Source organism: Richelia sinica FACHB-800 (assembly GCF_014698825.1).
In the GTDB taxonomy this organism is placed as follows: domain Bacteria; phylum Cyanobacteriota; class Cyanobacteriia; order Cyanobacteriales; family Nostocaceae; genus FACHB-800.
The window spans coordinates 1-21696 of the sequence record NZ_JACJTT010000037.1 but is presented as its reverse complement, the minus strand read 5'-3'; the positions used below and the strand labels follow the sequence as shown (position 1 = coordinate 21696).

General features: G+C 42.2%; 26 protein-coding genes, 1 pseudogene and 1 CRISPR repeat array. Of the genes and pseudogenes, 18 read left to right on the top strand and 9 right to left on the bottom strand.

What is annotated here, in order from left to right; genetic code table 11:
- Positions 1-8 precede the first annotated feature (8 nt).
- A complete protein-coding gene (locus H6G73_RS19855) occupies positions 9-560 on the top strand; it encodes a thermonuclease family protein (protein ID WP_199317784.1) in 552 nt (183 codons plus the stop codon).
- Positions 561-1588: 1028 nt separating this feature from the next.
- Here the strand turns inward: H6G73_RS19855 and H6G73_RS19850 are convergent.
- Positions 1589-1741 (bottom strand): hypothetical protein, encoded by a 153-nt coding sequence (locus tag H6G73_RS19850; RefSeq protein WP_190607607.1) that lies wholly within the window; start codon positions 1739-1741, stop codon positions 1589-1591.
- A 170-nt stretch (positions 1742-1911) separates the two neighbouring features.
- On the bottom strand, positions 1912-2361 hold the full coding sequence (locus H6G73_RS19845) for a hypothetical protein (protein WP_190607606.1): 450 nt from the start codon (positions 2359-2361) through the stop codon (positions 1912-1914).
- A 184-nt stretch (positions 2362-2545) separates the two neighbouring features.
- Between H6G73_RS19845 and H6G73_RS19840 the strand changes: the two genes are divergently transcribed.
- The 4 genes from H6G73_RS19840 to H6G73_RS19825 all read left to right on the top strand — a co-directional run bounded on the left by H6G73_RS19840 (position 2546) and on the right by H6G73_RS19825 (position 4850).
- A complete protein-coding gene (locus H6G73_RS19840) occupies positions 2546-2746 on the top strand; it encodes a hypothetical protein (protein ID WP_190607604.1) in 201 nt (66 codons plus the stop codon).
- Positions 2747-2824: 78 nt separating this feature from the next.
- The gene (locus tag H6G73_RS19835; RefSeq protein WP_190607602.1) at positions 2825-3625 is read left to right on the top strand and encodes an antirestriction protein ArdA; all 801 of its coding nucleotides are present in this window, start codon (positions 2825-2827) and stop codon (positions 3623-3625) included.
- Positions 3626-3786: 161 nt separating this feature from the next.
- Positions 3787-4500, top strand: a complete 714-nt coding sequence (locus H6G73_RS19830; RefSeq protein WP_190607600.1) for a hypothetical protein — start codon at positions 3787-3789, stop codon at positions 4498-4500.
- Between the two features lie 116 nt (positions 4501-4616).
- Positions 4617-4850 (top strand): hypothetical protein, encoded by a 234-nt coding sequence (locus tag H6G73_RS19825; protein WP_190607599.1) that lies wholly within the window; start codon positions 4617-4619, stop codon positions 4848-4850.
- A gap of 40 nt (positions 4851-4890) precedes the next feature.
- Here H6G73_RS19825 and H6G73_RS19820 read toward each other — a convergent pair whose 3' ends face one another.
- The 4 genes from H6G73_RS19820 to H6G73_RS19805 form a co-directional block, all read right to left on the bottom strand.
- Positions 4891-5385: a hypothetical protein gene (locus H6G73_RS19820; RefSeq protein ID WP_190607597.1), complete on the bottom strand. Its 495-nt coding sequence runs from the start codon at positions 5383-5385 to the stop codon at positions 4891-4893.
- Between the two features lie 219 nt (positions 5386-5604).
- Positions 5605-5814: a hypothetical protein gene (locus H6G73_RS19815; protein ID WP_190607595.1), complete on the bottom strand. Its 210-nt coding sequence runs from the start codon at positions 5812-5814 to the stop codon at positions 5605-5607.
- An 813-nt stretch (positions 5815-6627) separates the two neighbouring features.
- Positions 6628-6918, bottom strand: a complete 291-nt coding sequence (locus H6G73_RS19810; RefSeq protein ID WP_190607593.1) for a hypothetical protein — start codon at positions 6916-6918, stop codon at positions 6628-6630.
- A gap of 57 nt (positions 6919-6975) precedes the next feature.
- Entirely contained in the window at positions 6976-7347 is a 372-nt protein-coding gene (locus H6G73_RS19805; RefSeq protein WP_190607592.1) for a helix-turn-helix domain-containing protein, read from the bottom strand.
- Between the two features lie 254 nt (positions 7348-7601).
- Here H6G73_RS19805 and H6G73_RS19800 point away from each other — a divergent pair, with 254 nt between their 5' ends.
- From H6G73_RS19800 to H6G73_RS19770, 7 genes and pseudogenes are all read left to right on the top strand, one after another.
- The gene (locus H6G73_RS19800; RefSeq protein ID WP_190607590.1) at positions 7602-8396 is read left to right on the top strand and encodes a hypothetical protein; all 795 of its coding nucleotides are present in this window, start codon (positions 7602-7604) and stop codon (positions 8394-8396) included.
- On the top strand, positions 8393-8887 hold the full coding sequence (locus H6G73_RS19795; RefSeq protein ID WP_199317783.1) for a hypothetical protein: 495 nt from the start codon (positions 8393-8395) through the stop codon (positions 8885-8887). Before H6G73_RS19800 ends, H6G73_RS19795 begins: the two co-directional genes overlap by 4 nt.
- A 138-nt stretch (positions 8888-9025) precedes the next feature.
- Positions 9026-9562 (top strand): annotated as a pseudogene (locus tag H6G73_RS25180) (DNA cytosine methyltransferase); the annotation flags it as partial.
- Positions 9462-10529 carry a hypothetical protein gene (locus H6G73_RS24560; protein WP_390840496.1) on the top strand — a complete coding sequence of 356 codons (1068 nt, stop codon included), beginning with the start codon at positions 9462-9464 and terminating at the stop codon, positions 10527-10529. The pseudogene H6G73_RS25180 and the gene H6G73_RS24560, both read left to right, overlap by 101 nt.
- Before the next feature lie 64 nt (positions 10530-10593).
- Positions 10594-10797, top strand: coding sequence for a hypothetical protein (locus tag H6G73_RS19780; protein WP_190607587.1), 204 nt, complete (start codon positions 10594-10596; stop codon positions 10795-10797).
- 117 nt (positions 10798-10914) lie between these two features.
- Positions 10915-11589, top strand: coding sequence for an HAD hydrolase-like protein (locus H6G73_RS24555; RefSeq protein WP_242034252.1), 675 nt, complete (start codon positions 10915-10917; stop codon positions 11587-11589).
- Between the two features lie 192 nt (positions 11590-11781).
- On the top strand, positions 11782-12132 hold the full coding sequence (locus H6G73_RS19770) for a hypothetical protein (protein WP_190607585.1): 351 nt from the start codon (positions 11782-11784) through the stop codon (positions 12130-12132).
- Positions 12133-12276: 144 nt separating this feature from the next.
- On the opposite strand, the gene H6G73_RS19765 is transcribed toward H6G73_RS19770, so the two are convergent.
- Both H6G73_RS19765 and H6G73_RS19760 read right to left on the bottom strand, forming a co-directional pair.
- On the bottom strand, positions 12277-12606 hold the full coding sequence (locus H6G73_RS19765; protein WP_190607584.1) for a CopG family transcriptional regulator: 330 nt from the start codon (positions 12604-12606) through the stop codon (positions 12277-12279).
- Positions 12603-13247, bottom strand: a complete 645-nt coding sequence (locus H6G73_RS19760; RefSeq protein ID WP_190607582.1) for an AAA family ATPase — start codon at positions 13245-13247, stop codon at positions 12603-12605. The genes H6G73_RS19765 and H6G73_RS19760 overlap by 4 nt, the downstream gene beginning before the upstream one ends.
- A gap of 388 nt (positions 13248-13635) precedes the next feature.
- Between H6G73_RS19760 and H6G73_RS19755 the strand changes: the two genes are divergently transcribed.
- The 6 genes from H6G73_RS19755 to H6G73_RS19735 all read left to right on the top strand — a co-directional run bounded on the left by H6G73_RS19755 (position 13636) and on the right by H6G73_RS19735 (position 19347).
- The gene (locus H6G73_RS19755) at positions 13636-14040 is read left to right on the top strand and encodes a hypothetical protein (RefSeq protein WP_242034251.1); all 405 of its coding nucleotides are present in this window, start codon (positions 13636-13638) and stop codon (positions 14038-14040) included.
- A gap of 11 nt (positions 14041-14051) precedes the next feature.
- Complete coding sequence (locus H6G73_RS19750) at positions 14052-15011, top strand: ATP-binding protein (protein ID WP_190607581.1); 960 nt, start codon at positions 14052-14054, stop codon at positions 15009-15011.
- Entirely contained in the window at positions 15011-16054 is a 1044-nt protein-coding gene (locus tag H6G73_RS19745; RefSeq protein WP_190607579.1) for a metal-dependent hydrolase, read from the top strand. The genes H6G73_RS19750 and H6G73_RS19745 overlap by 1 nt, the downstream gene beginning before the upstream one ends.
- Positions 16055-16123: 69 nt before the next feature.
- Positions 16124-17206: an ATP-binding protein gene (locus tag H6G73_RS19740; protein WP_190607577.1), complete on the top strand. Its 1083-nt coding sequence runs from the start codon at positions 16124-16126 to the stop codon at positions 17204-17206.
- A gap of 37 nt (positions 17207-17243) precedes the next feature.
- A complete protein-coding gene (locus tag H6G73_RS24550) occupies positions 17244-18422 on the top strand; it encodes a hypothetical protein (RefSeq protein ID WP_242034250.1) in 1179 nt (392 codons plus the stop codon).
- On the top strand, positions 18331-19347 hold the full coding sequence (locus H6G73_RS19735; protein WP_242034249.1) for a hypothetical protein: 1017 nt from the start codon (positions 18331-18333) through the stop codon (positions 19345-19347). The genes H6G73_RS24550 and H6G73_RS19735 overlap by 92 nt, the downstream gene beginning before the upstream one ends.
- 218 nt (positions 19348-19565) lie before the next feature.
- Here the strand turns inward: H6G73_RS19735 and H6G73_RS19730 are convergent, their stop codons facing one another.
- Positions 19566-20042, bottom strand: a complete 477-nt coding sequence (locus tag H6G73_RS19730; protein WP_190607574.1) for a hypothetical protein — start codon at positions 20040-20042, stop codon at positions 19566-19568.
- A gap of 208 nt (positions 20043-20250) precedes the next feature.
- Positions 20251-21499: a CRISPR direct-repeat array (repeat unit 36 nt; unit sequence GTGCTCAACGCCTCACGGCATCATAGGTTACTTCAC).
- Positions 21500-21696: the final 197 nt, after the last annotated feature.

Sequence of the window (21696 nt, the reverse complement as noted above, 5' to 3'; positions counted from 1 at the left end):
TTGACAAGATGAATACGACAAAAATTTTACTTTTTATTATTGCTTTTTTGCTTCAATCTTGTATGGTAAACAACTCCACCAGACAATCAGAAGTGTCTGGTAAAAATGAAAAAATTTCTTCTATTGATTGGATGGTTGATAGTCAACCTTACGATGGAGATACTATTAATGTTTCTCGTAATGGTGAAAAATTAAAAGTTCGTTTTGCCTGTATTGATGCACCAGAATTAAAGCAACCAAAAGGGAAAGAATCACGGGATTATCTGCGATCGCTAATCTCATCTAGCAAGGGAAAAGTGGGACTAGATATTATCACCAGCGATCGCTATGGACGCACAGTAGCAGAAGTGTGGATTGATACGGAACGGGGAACTGAATTAGTTCAAAGTCTAATGGTAGTAAGCGGACACGCCTATCCTTATGAACAATACAAAAATGATTGTCGAAATTGGGAAGCTGTGACTGATGCTCAAAAATATGCCCAATCTCAAAAGCTAGGTGTATGGTCAGGAGATTTTCAAAAGCCTTGGGATTATCGAAAAGATAGGAGCAATAGATAAGTTTTAGGTGCGCCCGGCTTCACCCGGCTTAACTTTTGAGAGGAGCGATCGCTTTCTACATCAGCAAATTTATTAGATAAGTTTTAGGTGCGCCAGGCTTCACCCGGCTTAAGCTTCAAGGTAATTTTCAAGAGAGGATAATTTCTTGAAGATTAACAGCGATCGCTAAGAGAAATTTGTACAAAATTTCTCACTTAATCGTATGCTCAAAAACGTTCCGCTCCCGGCGCTTCGTTCCGGGGTGGCTGGCTGCTGGGTGGCCAGCATTTCTCATTCTCCACAAGTCAGGCCGCCAGCCACACCCTACACTACACTCTGGTCACTCCACTGGAAACAATGTTGCTACGCATTTTTATGCTTTTTGTCTGCTTCTCCATATTCTTGGTGAAGTGGTGAAATCCTGGAAGAAGCAGCCAAAAAGCGGTGCGAAAAAAGCAGCGATTTCTGATCTTAGCATCTCCGCTTCGCTCCGATGCTGGACATAAATCTTGGGCTGCTTTTTTCGCGGGGAGAAGAATCAGAGAAAGAGAAAGGAGAGGTAAAGGTATCTCTGCGTTGTTTAAGCAGGTGGGTTGGTTGGCGGCCAGAGTGTCTTAAAAAACTGGTTCTCCGGCCTGGCGGTTCCTGTCGCGGGCTACAGTTCCCGGTGGTTGGTTTTCCTAGCTGCCTGTCGTTTCCCCCTCGCCCGCGTTCGGGTTCTTTGCCCACCGGCTTCACGTTGTTTAACTTTCCACTATTCCATTATAGCAAGACGACATGCTATAATGGGCTATTTTTACAAAACTTTACACGGCTTTTCACTTAATCTCATCGCTAAAGAAGCTCCGCTCCCGCCGCTTCGTTCCGGGGTGGCTGGCTGTTGGGTGGCCAGCATTTCTCATTCTCCGCAAGATCAGTCCGCCAGCCACACCCTACACTGTGCTCTAGTCGCTCCGCACATACAGAACCTGCCCCGGCTGCGCCGGGGCAATCCGGCAGATAAAAACACCGCATTATAGCAAGACGACATGCTATAATGAAGATATAATCTATTTTATATAGACCATGCTTTCAGCTATTTTTTCCCAGTTTTCCTGCTTCGGTTTTTCTGGTTCCCGTCGCTGGGGTTGTTCGCCTGCTCCTTTGTCTGCGGCTGCGGCGGCCGTCCCTTCTGGCTCTCGTGTTCTCGTCGGCTGCGCCAAGGGGGTTGATGCGTTTTTCCGCTTGGCATTTCCTGCCGCTGAGGTGTTCGCCGTTTCCAGTGGCCAGTGGGGCGTGGGCCGTGGAGCTTTCGCGGCTCGCTCTGCGGCCTGTATCCGGGCCGTCTCTGCTGCTGGTGGCCTGTGGGTATCCTTCCCCACTTCCCCCTGTCCTACTGGCCTTGTTCCGTCGTCTTCTCAATCCCGGTGCTTTTCCGGCTTCGGGTCTGGCTCCTGGGCTTCACTGGCGTTTGCTTTGGGTTCTGGCTTGCCTTGCGTCGTTTTCCTGGGTTCACTCCCTGTTCCGGCAGCGTGGGGTCTGTTCCCACTGGCTGGACTTCCTGGTTGGTTTGGGTGTGCTGCTGTGGTTGGTCAGTCGTCATCAGTTCAGTTGTCTCTGTTCTAGTCAGTTCGGCGGCCTGATGCCGCTCTATCTTTTCAGCGATCGCCTCGCGCACAAAATCAAGGTAATTTTTCCCCAAATCTTTCAAATTTTTCATCATTGAAGAGGTAACCCTCAACGTCAGCTTTTCGGCCAAAGGCTCTCCACCTTTAGATATATATTGATGGGTTTTCAAATTCGGGTTACCCCCCCGACGGCCACTATTTAAAGTTCCTGGCATAGTTTTACACATAGTTGCTTTCACCTCAGTTCGGGTTAAGGGTATTTTTGAACCTACTTAACGAGAGAATAGGCTTTTCAGCCTACAAAATATTAAGGGTTTCAGCTTATCTCGAAACTCAGGTTGCTTTATTATAGCGTGTCGTCTTGCTATAATGAATGAGTAATACAAAGGTATCCGACCAATGACACCTGATAAAACTACACCTGCTGTTATTTTTATTCCCAGCCTCAACGACTATGTAGAAATTGTTGGCGGGAAGTGTGAATTAATTGATGGGAAAAGATATTTAAGAATTGTTTGTGCAGATTCTAAAGGAAAAGAAGTTCTTTTAAATCCTTCAGATTTGCAAGTTTACTTTGAGCGTTTCGTCATTCCTTTCTAAATAGCCAAAAGCGATCGCACATATCCAGCGATCGCTCTCTCGCTTCATTTCCTCTAAGAATTTTAAGGTATCCGACCAATGCAATTAATATTCAATTCAGAAGCAGAAGCTTTAGCTGTAGCTGAACAGCTTTACAACGTGCAACAGGTAGGTAAAATTTTAATTCCTGCTGAAAAAACAATTGATTATCAGGCTTTAGAATTAGCTGTTAATTTAGTGGGGGTGACCTTCCCTACTTTGGGTTTCCCTATCGTCAGCAGTTTAAAAAGCCGTCTACCATTCCCACGCCACGAAAGAGAATGTACAGACGAAAATACACCTAAGATTTATGTGGCTTGCTTGTCAGCTTACAATAACGGGCATTTACACGGGATTTGGATTGATGCCACCCAAGAACCGGAAGATATAGAAGACGATATTAAATGGATGTTGTCTTGGTCACCTACCACTGATTACGAAGCTTGCGAGGAATGGGCGATACATGATTATGAGAATTTTCATGGCTTCTCCTTGCGTGAATATGAAAATCTGCAATATCTCAGTAAATTAGCCCAAGTGCTATATTTTGCTGATGATGCTGATGCAATGGCAGCATGGTTAAACTATGCAAAAGATGTGATTAATGATCCAGATATTGAAAAATTAGCAGAGGAATTTGGCAGTTACTACTGCGGACATTGGGATTCAGAGACAGATTTTGTTTTAAAATCTGATGAAATTGAAGAAATATTTAATTGGAAAGAATTTGAGGAAAAGTTTAAATTTTGGTCTTTTCATATTAACTGGGATTCTGTCGCTCATGAGCTATTTATACAAGGTTACGATTCAGTAAGAGCTAAACCATATGGAGTTTATGTTTTTCGTGAATATTACGGCTAATTAAAAGTTAAGCGTCCAGGTAGCAGCTTCTCATCCACTCGGACAGAAAGATAAAGAACTATAACTTTATCTTTCTCTATTAATTAAATAAAAATCTTGATTATAGCAAGACGACATGCTATAATGGCTATATTCAATCCTTAGAAAAAGGTATCCGACCAATGACACGCTTTTCTGCTAAGGCTCACATCAAATCCAACTACAACTATTCTAATTTTCATAAATCCTTGCTGCACGAAGATAACAGCGAGGACTACGCTTTAAGACATATTTACTCATTAGAAAATACAAAATCTCTATTACAAAAATGGGGATGGACAGCAGAAGAAATCAAACAAGGTATAGATTACGCAACCATTGATGTATATCAGCATTTTGTTTATGTTCACATATCCAATAAAATTATTAGAGAATATAAAACCCCCGCTCCTCATACTACAGTAAAAAAAATCAGAGGCTTATCACGCTTTGTTTCTAAAGCTGATTTTGTAGAAGTTTTAGTTAATCGCTCTTGGCAGAAAGCTGACCCCTACAAATTACAGCCGGGCGATAACTGGGATGATTTGATCGCCAGAGGAAACACAGGCGAATTTTACGAGCTTAAATTGTGCAGATACGAAGTAACTTGTACTTGCCACGCCTATTCAGGATTAGAGAAAGCTTTTAATCAGGATGCAGTTGCTAGCAAATACCTGATGATTCACTCAACTGCACAGGGACAAATTCCAGATAAGCATATATTTGCAGCGTGGAAGTACCTGGGCTGCGAAACTTTACGCCAATATGAATATTGCTGGCTCGAACGTAAGGAAGCAGCATTGAAAGAGACATGGCAATTTGACCCTGACCCAGAGCCAGAGATTTTGACTTGGTAGTTTACTGGCCGCCAGCCCACAGCCATTAAGAGAGGGTTTAATCGGGGAGGTATCCGACCAAAGATGTTTCCCCGATTGCCAATAGGCAATTTAATGATAGCAAACAGAACGAAATTATGAACGAGGAACTGAGTGAATTAATTAACGCTGATTACCCCTTACCTGATCCAAGGTGGGATTATTCACAGATTTGGACTCACTCTCAGGAAGCAGCCGCCCAGTTGCAAGAACTCCTGACTTACATGGCAACAATCGAGGACGCAACACCAGAAACAGACCGAAAAATTAAATCTCAACTTGACAGCATTGGCCAACGGCTAAATACAGCACGTAGGTTGGTGGATTCATAAATCTATTTCGCAATCGCCTGTTTTAGTCTAAACTCCAGTTTTAAACTAAAACTTTTCTGATAGATAAACTCCATCTTTCATGGTTTACTTTTCTCACACCATGAATAACTTTATTGTTAAATTCAATCACTTCTCCATTACTTAATTTATAAATATTACCGTCGTAATAAAATTCAATATTACCACCAAATAAGCTATCTTGGCTAATGTTGACAACAATAACTTTATTATGAAATATTTCTCTATCAATATGGTTTTTGAGGGAGCATCCAGCCTGATATTTATACAATAAAATGCTGTTCCAGTCGTCACCGCACCACAACTGATTACATCTTTTTCTCAAACCATCATCAATTGCCATTCCTTCAAAAACCTTACTTTTAACACCTAAATTTACACCAACACCAAACCATAAACACTTTCTACCACTAATATTCTCTTTGCCATTCCAAGTTTCATTTACTAACTTATCTTCCCAGGTTTTAACCCAAGTCCAAATTTTATTTTTATCAACAAATCCTTTCTTAACTAACATAAAAAATTTCATTTATATCTATAATTTTATACAACTATTATAGCATGACGACACGCTAAAATAACTCATAAACCTCAACACAACTACACCCAAAAAAACCGACTGCGGTGTTAACAGATTCTTTCTTAAAGCCAAAAATGCACATAGGCTTGTAACCAGGCCAGCAATGTGAGTAACAGCCGCGTTTGGGCAGCAGTTTCTTTTTTTTGCTGTGTCTGGTTACAAGGGCTGGCTCAGGGAAAGTGCATTTTTGGCTTCTCCATACTGCGATCGCTCATTAATCCTTACTCCATAAAAAGGGGGAACGCGCCCCCAAACGACTAGAACAGCGACAACTGAGCAGCTGACGGCCGACTCAGCAGCCACCACCCACCACCAACGCCAACGAGCAGGCCAACTCAGTAGCCAACGCCACTGCCGCAGCCCCACGCCCAGGAACCCGCACACGAAACCGGCCAACCCTCACCGACCGAGGCCGCAACGCCAGCACCAACGAACCAGGAGACAAACACGGCACAGACACCCGAAACCGCCGACAAAACCGGCGCACCACCACAAACGCCCCAGCCCCAAAGAACCGAGCCACCGCAGCACAACCAAAAGCCCGCGCCACCGACTCAGACGCAAACGAGCAAACGCACACCCAACCAGAGAACGACCGAGCAGAAGGACGCACAGCCACAACCCCAAGACCGGGGAACGAACGCGCCAACTCACAAACCTCAACAGCCAAGGGAGCAGGACAACCAACAAAAGAACGACGAACAACCGCAGACATGGCAAAACCTCACCGCAAAACGACCAGCCAGAAACAACCCCGGCTATTTTTTTCAAGCGAAGGGAGTCAAGGGCGCAAAAATGCGGAACGAAGTGGAGCCAAACATAAAATGCGAAGCAACCTCAAGTTGCGTGCATTTTACCCTTGACCCCGTAGCCACAATAGAAAAGCCGGGGTAGCCCTGCGGCGACTGAGCGCTCCCTTGGGCGGGGGGGATATTCGACCGACGTTAGGAGGGAGGCAAGAAAAGCGAAGCAACATTATTTCTTCAGTATGCGATCGCTTTTGAAAAAATGATTATATGAGGCGTACACTCCATTCATGCTAATATCGTGTCTTACCAGAATACAGCAGACAAGAAAAGCCTACCCAATTGTAGAATAGAATCATCTTTTGACCAAAGTGATGATTATTTTTAAAGTGTGGCAATGCCTTCGACGGGATACGCCTACGCTATTTTTCCTCTAAGAATTTTTCTCACGTTGAGCGCGGCGGTAGTCCACCAAGGCTTCTAAAATCTTCTCAGGGTCGAAGCCAGAGGTATCTTGTATATTTATCGCCACCTCTGAATTTAAACAGATAAACGACCCCGTTACCAAAGTTAAGCCAGATTCACTTAAGCCAAGTACGCGCAATTTGGTCTCTGGTGATAAATTCTTTATCTGTTCAGTTAAGAGGGCTTCCCTTTCCTGGGGAGACAGTTCTTCAAGCATTCGCCGCACATCCTGTGATGTCACAAATAATCCCTCTGGCATAGTGATTATGAGCAACCTGACTATAGAGAATAATAATCATTCTACGCTTCAATTAGACTATACAGCAATCGCTTCACTGAAATTAACTAAGTTATGTTGTACTTCCCGCGACCGCTTCATTTTCCTGCCAATCGCCAGCATTATCTGGTCAATCGTTTCGTCATCTGCATCATCTATAAGCTGTATTAAGTCAGTATTCTCCCGCAATTTCTCACCAGCTAATAATTGGCAAAAATGTTTCTTGGCTCCAGGAGAAAGGTGATCCATACCTTCAAGAAGCTCCTCAAAAACTTCTAGGCTCACAGATTTCTTGCCATTTCTGAACTCCGATAGGTGAGTAGTGCTAACTCCAGTGATTGCCGCTAGCTCCTTGCCTTGCACACCATATTTATCCATCGAATTTTTAAATAACTGGTGAATTCGAGCCATGATTTTTCTTGCTTAATTATACTAAGAGTATAATAATCGTATTATACTTCAACTGACAGTTAAATCGAATTTAGCTAAAAGCTCAATCCGATCTTATTCCAATAAAACAGCCCCGACAAGTGTGAAACTTTTCGGGGCATGTTGAAACCATAAAGGAATGATATGGCAATTCAGTTTTTTCTACAAACGTTAAAAGACGGAACCTTAAGACACAAAGCTGTCACCTTTAAGACTTGCAATACTAAGGTGGCAGCATGATTAATGAATCTTTTTACCCCCTGACACCAGCAGTTGGCAAAAAACTTCGCCAGTCCAATTTAACTGCTGCTGAATGGAGGATTTGGACTTATCTAGTGGAGATTGATTCCTGGGGTGATCACTACTGTGAATTTAATACACTAGCACTTTTGCAAGAGTGCGAGATAAGCAAAGCTACATTTTATAGAGCGCTTGCTAAGTTTCAAGAGCTTGAAATATTTGATTTTCAAGATACTGGTTTCAGTATTCGCAACCTATACGGTGTATCCAGTCTCAAAAATGAGAAGCAATTCTCAGATTTGAAACAAGATTCTCAAATTTGCGAAAGTAGTCTCAAAAATGAGAAGCAATTCTCAAAAATGAGAAGCAATTCTCAAAAATGCGAAAATCAACACTCAAAACACTCTTGTAACAAGGCTTCTAGGCCGTCTCAGACTATACAGACTTATCAGACTTATACAGACTCTCTCTCAAAAGATGAAAGAGAGAGTTTTGAAAAGCTTTGCTTTGAGAGGGCAAGAGGTTTACCAAATCCACCAGTATTACCCCAAAAGTGGATTGAGGCTAACTTTGAGGAGTTGCGATCGCTCTGGGAATCTTCAAGAAAGAAAGCCTCCAAATCGAAAGCTGCTGAGTGGGAAAATCACCCACAACGGGAGGAGTGGTTAGAAAAAATACGCCAACTTGGCCCTGCTGGGTTTCAAGCTGAAGATATGCCCAATCAAAAGTTGAGGCGTGAATTTTATCAGTGGGCAACCGAAAATCATCTGATTTGGGGGAATGAATTATGACGAACTTACCCCAATTTGACAGAATGCCCATAAACCCTAGAACTGAGGCAACAGAAAAAGGGGTTTTTTACCCAAGGTGGCGCTGTTTTTGTTGTGCAGATAGTGGTTTTATTCAACTGAACCTAATTAGGTTGATTATTCCTGATTACAATCCCCATCAAGACAAAAATGTAATTTGTCAAAATCATGGCTGTAATGAGTTTGACAATAAGTGGGGAAATATCCCACTAGAAAATTTCGATACTAGATTTGTACCAGAAATTTGTCAAAAGCTCGATTTCATTAATCGTGAGAATTGGAGCAAGACAGTACAAAGGCAGGTGGAGATTCGCCAACTTGCAAATTCTCTAAAAATGCCACACCAGATTTATGAAAGAAGCGCCAATGATGAGCGGGAAATACTGCAAAGTAAAACAGAAATAGAAGCATATGACTGGGCGGGTATGGCCAAAGCATACATAGGAGGCAGTGATGAACAAGGAAGAGAATGATGGTACAGCTTTTCCTAAATTCTTAGAGGAAAATGCAAATTTAACTCTCACCGTAGGCAATCGCACTCTAAACGTTGCAGAAAGTGGGTATGCAAAATTACCCATAGAGAAAACTAAAAATTTATCCTCTAAGAATATATGCAACTCACACAACTTGACCTCTGCTCAGGAATCGGTGCAGGATTCTGCCTTGCTGGGCTGCAACTTGGATTTAACCTCGTCGGAGTCGCAGAAATTGATGAATACTGCTGTGATATCCTCTCCAAACGATATCCAAACGCTCAAAACTACGGCAACGTCCGAGAGATTCCAAAATGGGCAGAACGCAGACTTGGATATTATATGCACCCAGGAAGGATCGACATTATCACAGCTAGTCCCCCCTGCCCTCCATTCTCCACAGAAGGTCAACGGCTTGGAGCAGAGGATGACAGGGACTGTTTCCCCGCAGTCATCCAAATTATTAGAGAATTGCAACCCAAATTTGTTGCCATTGAAAACGTTACAGGACTCCTCAACTGCCCCTACAGTCCAGGCACAAAACACCTCTATTTTTCACACATACTCAGACAGCTTGCCCTCGGCGGGTACGATGCGGAATGGCTTGTTATCGGCAGCGGCCACTTTGCCAGTCCCTTCATTAGAGAGCGAGTATTGTTGGTTGCGATCGCCAGGAGCGTTGTCATCGACTGGGAAAGGGCGGCCTCCTGGACAGACCAAGCAAGAAGCAGAACTGAAGGGATTAGGGCTAATAAACAAAGGCGAGGTATTAAACCCGGCTATCCTTTGTCAGTGGTACGAAATCCCAGAGAGTTGGCTAGACCCCTCGGAGTCAAGAGCCGCAACGGAATTATTAGAAATCAACGCACGGCAGCAGGAAATCTTCTCGATCCTAGAGTCGCAGCCGTCGCATTACAGCGAATCCTCTACCTCAACTCATTGTTTAGAGAGCCAGCAGCCAGTCACCAGGGCTAATGGTAAGACCGGAACTTACATTATTGATAAATCTGAATCACTGGGAATTATCAAGCAGAATTTAGGATTTGGGTTTGTTGTGGATTGGCTTGAATTTGGCACAGTCAAAAATCCCCCATCTGGAAAGGACATAACTTACAACTGGGAAAGAGATACTCATCTGATTGCTGAGATAGCGATCGCCCCCCAATCTCTAATAGATAAATTCTTAGAGGAATGTTTACCTATGCAGTGTACACAACAATCAAAGGGTGTACGTTGCCCTAGCTGCGAATCTCCTCTGCTCAAATTAGATGATGGTTGTGGGGTGTGTGGATGGATACCCGAAAATTTCTTAGAGGAAAAGCGGGAAGCTATGCCCTCTATACAACAGCCGAAACCCAGTAAGCAAAAAGGTTGTCTGTATAAGTATATTGAAAATAAGAAGTTAAAAGATGGGAGTATAGTAAGCTATCCCCGTGTAATTGGACACCGGGAACCTGAGAATCCTAACCATTGGCGATGGGGCTTTAACTGGGAGGAAAAGATTGATGGCGAGTGGAAAGGCCGCAGCATTAATAGTATTCCTGTAGGTGCAATTCCATTAATCAAATCTATGCAAAAAGAAGGTGTGCCGCTTAAAGAAATTATTGGCTTTATTAAGAGAGCAAAGAGTAAGAAATCTTAATAAATTAGGGGTGTGATTTATGCAATTAATTTGTGTATAAAATTCCCTATAAGGAAACGAAACTATGGATAAATTAACAGCAGATAGACGAACTAGATTAGCTCCAAAAAATCAGCAATTTTTAATGCTACACCCAGATGATCATCCCTTACTAGGCAGGGCTGAAAAGAGAGCGATTAGCGTTATTGAAGCCATACATACAGTGCATTACATGAGCTATGAAAAAATAGCAGCCCAGACTGATACCAATGTCAGCACAGTTAAATAAATTCTGTATGCACTGTCTGAGGGAGTAATTAATTTTAATGTAAATAAATCTGGTAAATGGCAGCCCCCGAAAGGGGTACGAAATAGAAGGCTTCCAAAAGTATAATGAGGTCAATTTATGCAGAAAGGATTATTTTTAAATTTGGATGGAACAGTCAGAGAATCAACTGATGGTAAATTTATTCAAACACCATTAGGGCAGCGAATAATGACAGGTGTGCATGAAGCGATTGCACATCATAAACGACAGGGCTATACAATAGTTGGTATTACTAATCAGGATGGATGCGGTATAATTAACCGCGATACTGGCAAGCCATTAAAAAGTATAGAGGATGCGATCGCTGAACAACACTGTACACTTGAATTAATTCCTCATCTGGAAGCAATATATTTCTGTCCAGATATGAAGGGATTAATAGTTTACAGAGTTACTAGCAATGGTTCTGTTAAATTAGCTGATCACACACTAGATAGTGATTTCTTAGAGGAAAAATTCAGATACAGAAAGCCTGGGATTGGAATGATTTATCAGGCTGTATTTGACTTTGGAATTGATTTAACTACCTCATGGATGATTAGTGACAGGGCAGAGGATGAACAAGCAGCCGCCGCAGCCAATATCAATTTCATCTGGGCTGATATTTGGCGTATGCACTTTACACCTGGGAGGTATGAAATCAATCCAGTAACGCCACAAAAGCTAGAATTTCTAGAAGGAATATCTGTATCAAAAAATCTGCTTGATATACCAGAGATTAACAGCTTATTACAGCCACCCGATCTAAATTAAAAGCATAAGTAAAGGTGGTATTATACCACCTTTACTTATGACATTCATTAACTAATGAAATAGTTAATATTAATTATCAATGTATCCTAATAATTGAAAAAAATCTACTTCTAATTGACAAAGATAGAACTTCAATTCAAATTAGCAAATATAATTTTTAGAGGGAATTAAATATAAAGTAGGTGATGAAAATTGAAATGCCCGAATTGTGGAAGTAATGATACTTATAGAAAGGGTAAGCATGATTTAGTCGTATGGTGCGATCGCCGCCGTTACCACTGGGAAGTTAATCAACCAGCACACACTATTCAACAGTTTTCACTGCACAAGAATAAAGAACCATTAAGAGGTTATCATCATGTTGATATATGGTTATGTCCAGAGGATAAAACTAAATACTCATTTGCACTAAGATATCAAAATTCATTACCTTATAAATTTTCTAACCCTGATTATCCTAAAGATCCTTTTTTAAAAGGTAAGTTTGATAATCCCCAACTTGCTATCAATGCTGGGATTGAAGAGATTTATAAGGATTCTTAAGGGAAATAATAAAGCAATCACTCCACATCTTCTATGATGCTGAACTGAATTACCAATTTTCTTAGAGGAAAGGGCGATCGCAGTCATTACAACTAGATCGCTTCACAAATACTTGATTACTGCATTACTGCATCAATTACTGCATTACTCTTCTATATCCTTAAGTGCTTCATCCAGTAAAAGCCGCACAATTTCAACCTTTTTCCTGCTTGTTTTAGCTGCCAATACAGACAGCTTGCGGTGCATTGATTCTGGTAAGTCAACAGTTAGTCTGATTGTGGGTTCTTTAGAAGGTTGTTCAAGCTGAGACATAATACTAGGTTTAGTTGGTTGAGGCGTGGGTGCTGCTGTTGGATAGGTTGGTAATTCAGGCTCTTGTTGGTTTTGTTCTGCTGGTTTTTCTTCCTGTTCATCCTTACCATAGACAAATTCACGAGCTAGGGCATCATCTAAGGATTTTCGTTTTCTATTCATTTCAACATCCCCAAAATTTCCTTAAACAGCCGCTCATATTCCCGTGCTGATTCTGTAGCCTGGCGACCTGGCAAATCCCAAATCGTAGCAGCTTGACCGAAGGTGTCAGCAATGGCTTGTTTTTGATGAATCACAGTTTTCAATACTGTTGCTTCCTTAGATTTGCTCAAAAGTGCGATCGCTTCACTCAATAACTTTGTACCTTTAACTGCACGGCTAATAAATATTGCAGCTTGGGGCGCACCACCACGCACAGACTGAGCTTGTCTGATTAACCTAACAGCATCACTTGCTGACTGTAAATCTAACCCTGTAGGCTGACAGGGAACTACAGCTAGATCGGCTCTAAATAATATTGCTCTGCTGGCTTCAGATAAACCAGCCGGGCCATCTACTATTAGATGATCACATTGTGCTGCTAACTCTGGAATTTGCTCTAAGAGTTCGTCTGGCGATTGAAGCACAGTTATAGGGATGTTGGCATCATCCATCGACTTGAGCCAAATTGAACTACTGCGTTGAGCATCAGCATCTAGTAAATGAACCTTGTTACCCTTACGAAATAGCCAGCAAGCAAGGTGTACGGAAGATGTAGACTTGCTGCATCCCCCCTTTTGATTAACAAAAGCAATTACTGACATACTGCATTACTGCATTGATTACTGCACTCAGTATATACTGAATGTCCCACAACTATAAATAAATATTGAGTCTGTTAAAAACTTGTAGGGTGAAATTGATAAATCTTTACCAGACATTCCGTAACTTCACAATATAGCTGCCCGATTGTATTGCTGATAAGATATGTATAAACTGGCATACAACGCTATTCATAACGCTATTCCTATGGCAGACACTCAACCCGATACCCTCGAAAACGAGACAGAAAATTTCAAAATTTCCATATTAGAATTACAAAAAAAATATGGAATCGGGCGTGATCCTTTGTACGCTCGAATGAGGTACTTAAGGATTAAAACCTATAAGGTATTGGGCAAGGCTCATTTGGATGCCGAGCAGGTGGCGCACATGGATGGCTTACATGAACACATCAAGGCTAACGGACGGATGGAGGGCTACCCAGTACCGCAGCCATCTGGCCCAATCGAAGAGGAACAGACAACGCCTACAACTTTAACTGTGGCACAAACTCAAGCCCCAGCACCAAATACAAATTACAGCCCACAAGGAAAGCGATCGCAGTCCTCCCCAGTAGACGACGTAGCAGCAATTATTGCCAGCGCACAGAGTAAAGCGGCCGGTACACTCATAGCGGAGAATGTGTTGGCCCAACACTTCATTCAAAATCCTGAACTCTTGCCAGATGAGTTAAAAGCCAAAATCCAAGAATCTGCACAGATGCCTAGCGTTGACCCTTTCGCATACGCGGACTCATTGATCAACATCGCAATGGGTTCTATCAACGCGGCCTGAAGTTTTTGGGAATGCTGGCAACTGGAATAGGAATTGCCATCGCTGGACTAAACCCCTTATCTCTAGCAGCTTTGGGGATTAGTGCAGTGCTGTCATTTCCAAAATTTTCCTCTAAGAACGAGACTGAGCCAACTGAACCGGAAATAACTGCACCTGGGGAGTTCAAGATTTACCGACAGGCTGAACTCAACCGGACTACAGCATCATTGCTGGCTAATGGTGCAATTCTCATTGCTGGTGAAGACGGGAGTGGTAAATCTGTACTAGCTGCTGCGGTAGTGGAGAAGCTGCAAAATGATGGTTTCACTGTGGCCTTCATCGAACCGGCGACACCTAAGCAGATGCTTTTGGAGATTGCTCATCAGTTTGATATTGCGACTGAGGATTTAGAGGGAAAATCTCTCACTGCTGACAAGTTAAAGAGAGCGATCGCCACTTTCTTAGAGGAAAACACAGCTTTTCTCGTCCTCGATGACGCTCACTGCTGCGATGCTAAATTTAGAATGTGGCTCAAACATCTACGGCGAAATGGCGTACCAATGCTACTGCTGGCAACTGACCCACCACGCACCGACATCTTTATCAATATCCCCCGTATCGAATTAAAACCCCTGCCGGAGTACGCAATCAGAGAAATCATGGTGCAGGCCGCAGCCGAGAGGGAAATAAACCTTAAACCCTCTGAACTAGCCAAGCTGCAAGAACGCGCCGGGGGAAATCCGATGTTAGCAGCGCGGGCAGTAGATGAAGAATATCTTGGATTAGAAATAGAAGGTGCTGACCACCGCCGCTATTTTGACATCACACCCCTAATACTCCTGGCGGGAATTGTGTTTGTAATTATGCGATTTATAGGGCTTGGAACCAGCGACCAAGCACTCTACATTTTTGGAGGTATCGCCGCGGCTATCTTCCTTGGGCTATCACGACTGTTATATAACTTGCCCCGCGAAAGCCAGAGGATAAGGTGATGTTAGGGATTTCGCACCTACTGATTAGTGGTACTGCTACCAGCTTATTGCTTGGAACTGCTAACCCTGCTGTTATTGCTGTGGGTGCGATCGCTGGTCTTCTCCCAGACATTGATATTTCTACATCCCCAGCCGGCCGGGTCTTGCCTTGGGTTAGCAGCTTCTTTGAATCAAAAATGCCACACCGCAGTTGCACCCACAGTTTAGTTGCCAGTGCAGTTGTAGCAGTTGTTGGATATGGTGTAGCACTGTTTCATCCTCAGTTTATTAATCTCGTTCATGCCTTAACAATTGGTTACACTTTCGGTTGGTTTGCCGATGTTTTCACACGGGGCGGTGTAGAAATGTTTTGGCCATCACCCGTCCGTTGCGTTTGCCCAGGTAATCGAAATTTACGCTTACGGACTGGGAGTAATGCTGAGTATTTTGTGTTGGTGTTATTGATAGCGATCGCCCTGGCAGTTTTTAACATCAACAACTCAGGGGGGCTTTTCAACCAATTCAACAGATTAATTGCTTCTACCTCTGGAGCAGTACAAATCTATAATCAATCTGGTAGCACTCACAAAATTATTGCCAATATCAAGGGTGTGAGGTCTGGAGATAGGGTCAAGGTTGACAGCAAGTTTTTAATTATTCAAAGCTACGGTCAAGGTTTTATAGTGCTTGACCAGCAAACCGATAAACTATACAAGGCTTCAACTGAACCAGATGCACAGATAATAGTTGAGCAAATTACAGCAGATGTGGGGACTAATGCTATCACCACTATTGAAACTATTTTCTTAGAGGATGAACCGATTGGGGCAGCGATCGCTAAGTTTAACCGCGCTGGAGCAATGGTATTTATTAGTGGTCAGTTATCAGCTGATGATTTTGACACTTCTATTATTCCCCGCGACCCTTATCAATTCAAGTTTATTGATGCAACTTCTACCAATATAAATTTAGAAGCTGCTCCACTACAGATAGTAATAAAATTTTTAGGGGATGAATTCGCTACGGGTTCTTTGCAAGTGCGGTCAATTGTTAGTAGTAGTTAGGAGGCAGCTATGCAGGATTAATTAGTCACCAATTACTAATCACTAATTACCAATTACCAATTACCAATCATGAAACCATTACCACAACCCACACTCACACCAAACCAAACTAAGAAAAAAGCAGGTGAGCAATTGCAACCTTCAGGTATTTTCTTAGGGGAAAAATGCTGTTGGAATCCGTCACAGCTTCCTAATGGTCATGTAGCGATTATTGGTACTTCTGGAAGTGGTAAAACACAGACATTAAAATCAATAGCCTATGAACTACCTAAGCTCTTTTCTAATGTACGCTGCATACTGATTGATTTCCACGGTGATCAACAATTACCAGGAGAGGTTTGTTATTCCCTGGATATGGAATCACCACATGGTATTAATCCCCTCACCATTGATTTAGATACTAAAGGTGGTGGCCCAGCACTGCAAGCGATCGCTGTAGCTGCCACACTCCGAAAAGCTTTAACTATGGGGGCAAATCAAGAGGGTTTAATTATCGAAATTCTAGTGGGATGCTATAAAAAATGTGGAATAGTTCAAGATAACCCTAGCACCTGGACTAGGAAGCCTCCTACATTTCAAGATTTACGTGATGAAATTGATTCAAGAATCCAAGGTGGTTGTAAAGAATCACAGAAATTAGCTTTGAAGCTAGCAGCGATGTTTGAGTATGGAATATTTACTAAACCACAGCCAATCTTAGATTTACCATTAATTAGATTTGATTTATCAGCCCTTGGTAAAGTGCCAGGACTTGGTGCAATTGCTGCTGAATCTATTATCAAGCAAGTGATGGATACTCACAGAATCTTAGGGGAAGCTGCTGATAAATCACCACGTACATATTTATTTATAGATGAAGCCAAAGAGGTTAAATTATCTAAAACTCTGAATATTATTCTTGCAGATGGTAGAAAATATGGATTATCGGTAGTGGTAGCTTCACAGCGCGATTCTGAAATCAGTAAAGAAGTTATCGCCAATACTGCTACTAAAATAGTGCTAATGGTTGACCAAACTGAGGTTAGATATGTATCTAACAGATTTAGATTTTCACCTAACTTGGTTTCCCAATTACAACCATTAGAAGCACTCGTTAGAATGGGAACTGAAGGTATAAAAACTAAAATTAAGCCGTTTTATGAACGCTGCTAGAACTAACTTTTTAATTAATGTAGGGGTCATAGGAGCGATGGCTCTATTCTTCATTCTGGGAGGAAAATCTAGAAATGTAGAAAAACCTGCTGTAGCGGAAGCTGTTATACAAACGCCATCAGTGCCTGACAAGGAAGAGGAGGAACAGTTAACAGCTTCAGTTCTGCAAAGAAACCGTCCCTTGAGAATTAATATATCTGTTGATGACCCTAGCTTTTTAAAGGTTAAAGTAGGGGATGAAATTAAAGCTGGCGATATAATTTCTGATAATTCTAAAGAGCGCGAACGCTTAGAAAGACAAAAAAAATCAATTAAACTGCAAATTGAAAACCTCACCTCTAAGACTTTGATTGCTCCTACACCACCACCACCCACACCATTAATTAGGAGCTTACCACCTAGTGCTTTTGAAGAGGAGCAAGCTAATATATCCCAAGCTGAACTTAAATTAAAACAGGCTAAGGCAGTTTTAGCTAGTCGTTTCAAACTTTTAACAACAGATAACCCAGAGCGCCGCGCAGAATTTGAAAAAGCTGGGGCTACTTTTGCGATCGCATCTCAAAAAATTCAAGAGCAAGAGCAGATGATAGCTGCAATGAATGATATGAAAATGCAGTCAGAAATCTTGCAGCATGAGCAGTCTAAGCTTAAACAGTTGCAATCTGAACTTGATCAGGCACAATCAGCAGTTGATCAAGCTAGAGCCAAATTAGATAATTCTGCAATCCTCCAGAGCCAGGAATTGGAACAATTAAAAACTAATATTTCCTTGGCAGAATCGGAACTGAGTGTAGCTAAATCTAGGTTAGAAGCGGCTAAAAATCGCCGACAGATGCAAGAGTATCAAGCATCGGTGGAGGAGAATAAGAGAATTCAGTCAGAAACCCAAGCTAGACAAGATTACGAACGCGCTAGATTGCAATATGAAGAGGCATTAAGAAATAAGGAATATCAGTTAGCACAGTTAAATATTTCATTAACATCAATAGAGGATAAAATAGCTGAAATTCCTGTTATTAGAAGCCCCAAAAATGGTTATGTTAAAAAAGTCAAGCCTTGGCTTGGCAAGGATGGAAAATACTCCACTACTATTACTATTGTTAGCAATAATTTTTCCTCTAAGAATGGAGGAAGCGATCGCTTCAATTCCACAGATAATAGTTCAAAATCAACAACCCCGTCAAAAGCCGACAGTAAACCCACAAACCCCCGCTAACAAAGCTCCAACAGATGCGATAGAGGATGAGGAAACCGAGGATAAGCCAGCTAAAACAACTCCGACACCTACAAATAGTGGTGAGGATGTTGACCCGCAACAGGCTGAAGAGGAAGCTGATCAAATTTCCCCTAAGAATCAGCAGAATCCTTTTGTCAGGCCAGATATTGATAAGTTACTGACTGACCAATTTAATGATGATATGTGGCGGATTATGCGGGGGGCGCTGCCGTGTCTGGAGATTTCTGCTAGTTGTTTAGAGCAGTTACAGACTAAAGCTGTCTCGCAGTCAACACTATTAAAAGAACTAGATACAAGGATTCAAGAAGCAAATGATAAAATTGCTGAAGCTCAAAGCCGAAATGCTAAAACTGTGCGGTTATCTATTCTTACACCAGCATTACAATATTTACTTGGCCCAACTCCTACTGCTGGACAACCTCAACAAGGTAGAGGATTAATAGACAATTTGCTTGGAATATTTCGCGGGGAAACTGGACTAATTAATGGGCTGCTCAATGTGATTGGTATTCCATTATTTCAGGGTAGCCAAGGAGCTAATACAGAAGCTAATAGAAATGCGATCGCTATCTCTGACTTACAAATTAAAGTTGCAGAACTTCAACGCGCCCGCGCACAACTAGCAGACACCACACGGGAAAAAGTAGCGATCGCACTTGTTAAATTTGATGAGGCAAGAACTGATTTTCAAGTAGCTCAAGTTGTGGGAGCAAGGGCTGTAGATCAGTTTAAGGTATTCGAGCTTAGATATATTCGTGGCAACAACGACACAGAAAGCTATTTGGCTAAACAATCACAGTTAGATAAAACAAAAGCTGATACTTATTCTGCCTGGGCGAAAATGAGGCGCTCTCTGTTTGAGATAAAACTTTTAGTGTTGGGTGTTAAAGATGCTGAACTGTGATTCTCAATCCTGTTGCTGTACCTCATCAACATCGAATCTGCCATAAATAAGCTTTGAGTTTATTTAGGCATTGAGCCGATATACGGGTATTATTGACAAATATACTATACATTTGAACGTGCAAGCATTACGTAAGCAAAAGCTGCAAACTTTCACTGCGGCGTTTAAAAACGAAAGTCAGTAGACCGAAAAGTGAGTGCGATCGCCAACTTTAAAATCTACTGAACAGTTGTTTGTCCTGGCATTCTGGGTGGTGCTGGTGGTGGTGTTCTTGGTAAAGATGGTGAATTAAGTTGACGAGCCAGTTTCAGCACGGTAGACCTAAACCGCTCTACATCTTGGGTCTTTTTATAGAACACGATAATACTAATGGTTCCGGTATAAACTATTAGCCAATTTTGTCTGATGAAGCAGTAAAGAATAATAAAGATAATGCCAATACCCCAAAGAAGGGTTAAAAACCCCAAAACCAGTAACCAATTAAGGGGACCAGAGGCAATTTCGATTGATTTGACATCCTGAATTCTAGTTTGAATATTCCTTTTTTCTAGTCCGTAAGATGATTGAATATTGGTTTGTAATAAATCACCAACGATTTTAACTGTAATTTTTGACCTGCCAGCAGCCGGAACAATTAAATTGCCCCAGACTAATCCAGGTTTACCGTTGATTTCTATATTTGCATAATCGCTCATTTTGCACCCTATAAATTTTCCTCTAAGAATTACCCTGCAACTTTTGATAATGCTGACTTAACACGGTTGGTAAATTCTGATGACTGATAGCAGGTAATAATTAGTTGGTCAATAGCCCTGGTCATCGCTACGTACATTAAACGTGCTTTCTCTTCTGGGTTTGAAAGCTCGCTACTTTCCGCCCTACTAATTCTGCTGCTGTTTCTAAGTGCTCAACACCTCACGGCATCATAGGTTACTTCACCAGCTTCACCCTGGATGATTGTATCAAGATGCTCGTGCTCAACGCCTCACGGCATCATAGGTTACTTCACTCGCCTCTCTTCAGTTCATTAATAATTGTGTCCGCTAGTGCTCAACGCCTCACGGCATCATAGGTTACTTCACAAGAGGAACTGGACAGAATTACGCCACTGATAAACGTGCTCAACGCCTCACGGCATCATAGGTTACTTCACTGACACACATCGGTCAATTAACATTGCCAATTTACTGTGCTCAACGCCTCACGGCATCATAGGTTACTTCACTTTTTAAATCCCCAAATATTCTGATATTCATCAATGTGCTCAACGCCTCACGGCATCATAGGTTACTTCACACACGTCCGGTTACACTATAAGTTGCACTGTAAGAGTGCTCAACGCCTCACGGCATCATAGGTTACTTCACCCGTCCATCCGAAGCAATAGCGTTGACCTGGGATGAGTGCTCAACGCCTCACGGCATCATAGGTTACTTCACCTCGTACATCTCGCGTGATAAATTCCCACCACCTTGTGCTCAACGCCTCACGGCATCATAGGTTACTTCACATGCCCGAAGTGGACAGGGTTCCAAGGCTTTAAATGTGCTCAACGCCTCACGGCATCATAGGTTACTTCACTCAAGTCTCGCTTGAAGTTTTTAAGCGTGATATCCGTGCTCAACGCCTCACGGCATCATAGGTTACTTCACACAAAGAAAAAGATTTAGTGACTGTATCGATCGGAGTGCTCAACGCCTCACGGCATCATAGGTTACTTCACTTTTATTATTTCCGTATCAACTTTAGGGATTTGTGCAAGTGCTCAACGCCTCACGGCATCATAGGTTACTTCACGGTTTGCGCCGGGTAAACAGGTCGTCAATTGCCTGTGCTCAACGCCTCACGGCATCATAGGTTACTTCACAAAATCCAGTCCGGCTCAATTGCAGGAATAGGAATTAGTGCTCAACGCCTCACGGCATCATAGGTTACTTCACTTCTTAATTGTCGTTTTATTTCTTCGCAACAATCGTGCTCAACGCCTCACGGCATCATAGGTTACTTCACATGAAAACGCCTAACCCCTTCGCTATCGATAGAGAGTGCTCAACGCCTCACGGCATCATAGGTTACTTCACAACTTCTGTTACTAGTCTAGGTACTCCTATTGGTAGTGCTCAACGCCTCACGGCATCATAGGTTACTTCACGTTTTGCTCTGTGTAATAGACATCTCCGAAAACAAGGAAACCCTTACCATGACTGCTTTTAAGAGGGGTAAAGGCTAAGTGCAAAGATAGTCAAATTATACGCTAAAATCAGTGTTTGAAATGCGTGCTGTTGCTAATTAGCTAAAAAATAGCAATCCTTAGATGAAACTTTATTCTCTGGAAACACAAGTTTTCAT

Bases quoted from the DNA above. Each gene is read 5' to 3' on its own strand.
- H6G73_RS19830 (WP_190607600.1), top strand. From the start codon at position 3,787: ATGACACGCTTTTCTGCTAAGGCTCACATCAAATCCAACTACAACTAT.
- H6G73_RS19845 (WP_190607606.1), bottom strand. From the start codon at position 2,361: ATGCCAGGAACTTTAAATAGTGGCCGTCGGGGGGGTAACCCGAATTTG.
- H6G73_RS19745 (WP_190607579.1), top strand. From the start codon at position 15,011: ATGTTAGGGATTTCGCACCTACTGATTAGTGGTACTGCTACCAGCTTA.
- H6G73_RS19760 (WP_190607582.1), bottom strand. From the start codon at position 13,247: ATGTCAGTAATTGCTTTTGTTAATCAAAAGGGGGGATGCAGCAAGTCT.
- H6G73_RS19795 (WP_199317783.1), top strand. From the start codon at position 8,393: ATGACGAACTTACCCCAATTTGACAGAATGCCCATAAACCCTAGAACT.
- H6G73_RS24555 (WP_242034252.1), top strand. From the start codon at position 10,915: ATGCAGAAAGGATTATTTTTAAATTTGGATGGAACAGTCAGAGAATCA.
- H6G73_RS19740 (WP_190607577.1), top strand. From the start codon at position 16,124: ATGAAACCATTACCACAACCCACACTCACACCAAACCAAACTAAGAAA.
- H6G73_RS19810 (WP_190607593.1), bottom strand. From the start codon at position 6,918: ATGCCAGAGGGATTATTTGTGACATCACAGGATGTGCGGCGAATGCTT.
- H6G73_RS24550 (WP_242034250.1), top strand. From the start codon at position 17,244: ATGGCTCTATTCTTCATTCTGGGAGGAAAATCTAGAAATGTAGAAAAA.
- H6G73_RS19825 (WP_190607599.1), top strand. From the start codon at position 4,617: ATGAACGAGGAACTGAGTGAATTAATTAACGCTGATTACCCCTTACCT.
- H6G73_RS19800 (WP_190607590.1), top strand. From the start codon at position 7,602: ATGATTAATGAATCTTTTTACCCCCTGACACCAGCAGTTGGCAAAAAA.
- H6G73_RS19765 (WP_190607584.1), bottom strand. From the start codon at position 12,606: ATGAATAGAAAACGAAAATCCTTAGATGATGCCCTAGCTCGTGAATTT.
- H6G73_RS19855 (WP_199317784.1), top strand. From the start codon at position 9: ATGAATACGACAAAAATTTTACTTTTTATTATTGCTTTTTTGCTTCAA.
- H6G73_RS19780 (WP_190607587.1), top strand. From the start codon at position 10,594: ATGGATAAATTAACAGCAGATAGACGAACTAGATTAGCTCCAAAAAAT.
- H6G73_RS19735 (WP_242034249.1), top strand. From the start codon at position 18,331: ATGGAGGAAGCGATCGCTTCAATTCCACAGATAATAGTTCAAAATCAA.
- H6G73_RS19730 (WP_190607574.1), bottom strand. From the start codon at position 20,042: ATGAGCGATTATGCAAATATAGAAATCAACGGTAAACCTGGATTAGTC.
- H6G73_RS19820 (WP_190607597.1), bottom strand. From the start codon at position 5,385: ATGTTAGTTAAGAAAGGATTTGTTGATAAAAATAAAATTTGGACTTGG.
- H6G73_RS19755 (WP_242034251.1), top strand. From the start codon at position 13,636: ATGGATGGCTTACATGAACACATCAAGGCTAACGGACGGATGGAGGGC.
- H6G73_RS19835 (WP_190607602.1), top strand. From the start codon at position 2,825: ATGCAATTAATATTCAATTCAGAAGCAGAAGCTTTAGCTGTAGCTGAA.
- H6G73_RS19805 (WP_190607592.1), bottom strand. From the start codon at position 7,347: ATGGCTCGAATTCACCAGTTATTTAAAAATTCGATGGATAAATATGGT.
- H6G73_RS19750 (WP_190607581.1), top strand. From the start codon at position 14,052: ATGCTGGCAACTGGAATAGGAATTGCCATCGCTGGACTAAACCCCTTA.
- H6G73_RS19840 (WP_190607604.1), top strand. From the start codon at position 2,546: ATGACACCTGATAAAACTACACCTGCTGTTATTTTTATTCCCAGCCTC.